General features: G+C 70.2%; 2 protein-coding genes. One reads left to right on the forward strand and one right to left on the reverse strand.

Features of this window, described 5'->3' with window-relative positions; translation table 11 throughout:
- The coding region (locus BDIM_RS13055) for a TIGR00341 family protein (protein ID WP_169312155.1) at positions 1 to 1,004 on the reverse strand (1,004 nt) is incomplete at its 3' end.
- Between the two features lie 79 nt (positions 1,005 to 1,083).
- Here BDIM_RS13055 and trxB point away from each other — a divergent pair.
- The gene (gene trxB, locus BDIM_RS13060) at positions 1,084 to 2,103 is read left to right on the forward strand and encodes a thioredoxin-disulfide reductase (RefSeq protein ID WP_003166078.1); all 1,020 of its coding nucleotides are present in this window, start codon (positions 1,084 to 1,086) and stop codon (positions 2,101 to 2,103) included.
- Positions 2,104 to 2,170 lie beyond the last annotated feature (67 nt).

Here is a 2,170-nt window from a genome sequence, read left to right on the forward strand (position 1 = left end):
GCCGCCTGCGGATCGGCCACGACGATCTGGTCCAGGGTCGCCGACACCGGCACGTGCAGGGCGCCGGTCAGCCGCTCCTGCAGCCGCGCCTGGGCGTCGGCCACCAGCTTGCGCGTGCTGACCAGGGCCGAGACCGTCACGCCGCGCCCCTCGCTGCGCGCGTCCAGCAGGGTGATGCGCGACTCGGCGCCGGCGAAGATGTCCTCGACCGCCACCCGGGTCTCGGCCGTGGCCCGGCTCTCCAGGGCGATGCTGCGCAGCGACAGGGCCAAGGGCGCGGCCAGCAGGACGAACACGACCATGACCGCCACCCCGCGCCAGGGCTTGGGCCGCTCCAGCAGGCGCGGCCGGAAGCCGTAGAAGCCCGCCGTCACCGTCGCCGCCAGGGCGATGGCCACCAGGTTGGTCATGAACAGGAAGAAGGCGCCCCCCGCGATCGACAGGTCGCCGGTCCCCAGACCGAAGCCCACCGTCGCGACCGGCGGCATCAGGGCGGTGGCGATGGCCACGCCGATGATGGTCTCGCCGCGCTGGCGGATCACCGCATAGGCGCCCGCGATGCCGGAGAAGACCGCGATCAGCAGGTCGAAGAAGTTCGGCCGGGTGCGGGCCAGGATCTCGGCCGTCGGCTCCTTCAGCGGCGACAGCAGGGTCAGCAGGATCGCCACGAACAGGGCCAGCCCCACCCCGACGCCCAGCGCCGTCAACGACTGCTTCAACTCGTTCCAGTCCAGCAGGGCCAGGGAGAAGCCCATGGCCACGATCGGCCCCATCATCGGCGACACCAGCATGGCCCCGATCACCACCGCCGGCGACGACAGCATCAGGCCCAGGGCCGCGATGGCGGCCGAGATCACCGTCATCATCAGATAGCGGCCGCTCAGCCCGCCGTTCTCGTAGACGGCGGCGGCCGCCTCGGCGTGATCCACGCCGCGCCGGGCGCCGACCAGCAGACGACGCAGCAGGTTTCGGGTCTGGGCGGCGGCGGGCGTTTCGGCGGTCATCCCCGTTTCATATCCCTCCATGAAGCGTGACGGAACGACAGGCGTCGCGAAATCGGGAATCAGCGCCTAAATAGGAGCCATGACCCAAGCCAAAGCCCCAGCCCGCACCGTCCGCGTCGCCATCATCGGTTCCGGCCCCGCCGGCTGGACCGCCGCCATCTACGCCGCTCGCGCCTCGCTGAACCCGGTGATCATCGCCGGCCTGCAGCCCGGCGGCCAGTTGACCATCACCACGGACGTCGAGAACTATCCCGGCTTCGCCGAGACCATCCAGGGCCCCTGGCTGATGCAGCAGATGCAGGCCCAGGCCGAGCACGTCGGCACGGAGGTCATCCACGACATCGTCACCCGGGCCGACCTGTCCCAGCGTCCTTTCCGCCTGACGCTGGACTCGGGCGCCGAGATCCTGGCCGAGACGGTCATCATCTCCACCGGCGCCCAGGCCAAATGGCTGGGCCTGGACTCCGAGGCTGAGTATCAGGGCTTCGGCGTCTCGGCCTGCGCCACCTGCGACGGCTTCTTCTATCGCGGCAAGCAGGTGGTGGTGGTCGGCGGCGGCAACACCGCCGTCGAGGAAGCCCTGTTCCTGACCAACTTCGCCGAGACCGTCACCGTGGTTCACCGCCGCGACGAGTTCCGCGCCGAGAAGATCCTGCAGGACCGCCTGTTCGCCCATCCCAAGATCAAGGTGATCTGGGACGTGGCTGTCGAGGAGATCGTCGGCGTCGTCGACGGCGTGGCCCGCAACGTCACCGGCGTGCGCCTGAAGAACGTCAAGACCGGCGAGATCAGCGAAATCCCCGCCGACGGCGTCTTCATCGCCATCGGCCACGCCCCCTCGTCCGAACTGTTCAAGGGCCAGCTGGAAACCAATTCCGGCGGCTATCTGCGGGTCAAGCCGGGCACGGCGGCGACCGCCATCGAAGGCGTCTGGGCCGCCGGCGACGTCACCGACGACGTCTATCGCCAGGCCGTGACGGCGGCGGGCATGGGCTGCATGGCCGCCCTCGAAGCCGCCCGCTTCCTCGCCGAGGAAGACCACAAGGCCGCCCAACACCCCATCAGCCACAAGGAAGCCGAGAAGATCGGCGCCTGGTGAGTCCTCAGGCCCCGCCCTGATCCGACAGGGCGGGCGCCGCCCGCGGCAGGCGCACCGTCGCCCGCAG

Source organism: Brevundimonas diminuta ATCC 11568 (genome assembly GCF_000204035.1).
GTDB lineage: Bacteria > Pseudomonadota > Alphaproteobacteria > Caulobacterales > Caulobacteraceae > Brevundimonas > Brevundimonas diminuta.

Bases quoted from the DNA above. Each gene is read 5' to 3' on its own strand.
- trxB (WP_003166078.1), top strand. From the start codon at position 1,084: ATGACCCAAGCCAAAGCCCCAGCCCGCACCGTCCGCGTCGCCATCATC.